At 31.4% G+C, this 274-nt stretch carries 1 protein-coding gene; it reads right to left on the reverse strand.

The annotated features are described in order from the left end of the window. Positions 1–215, reverse strand: a 215-nt coding sequence (locus ACY2RT_RS15370) for a hypothetical protein (protein WP_490156804.1), incomplete at its 3' end; no start/stop codon positions are given. Positions 216–274 lie beyond the last annotated feature (59 nt).

The following is a 274-nucleotide window of genomic DNA, read 5'->3' on the forward strand; positions in this document are numbered from 1 at the left end:
TCATGCATATGTACGAAGTATCCCAAACCTCTTTTTTTGATTTTTTTGCCTCTAGATCTTGAAAGCCCCGTAACTTTTTTTGTGTTAGGTTTTTGGGGAGTTTGAAAATGTTTAACGGGGTTCCCCCAGTTCAATTTGGATGTAACTTTTCGAGTAGATGATTTTTCATATATAAAACTTTTTAATCCGAGTTCATATGCAAAAGTTATGCCCATTTTACAAATTTCCAGAGAGATTTTACAAATAAAGTCGAAATTTATATTTGTAAATTTTC

This window comes from Ulvibacter sp. 2210JD10-4, assembly GCF_058148525.1.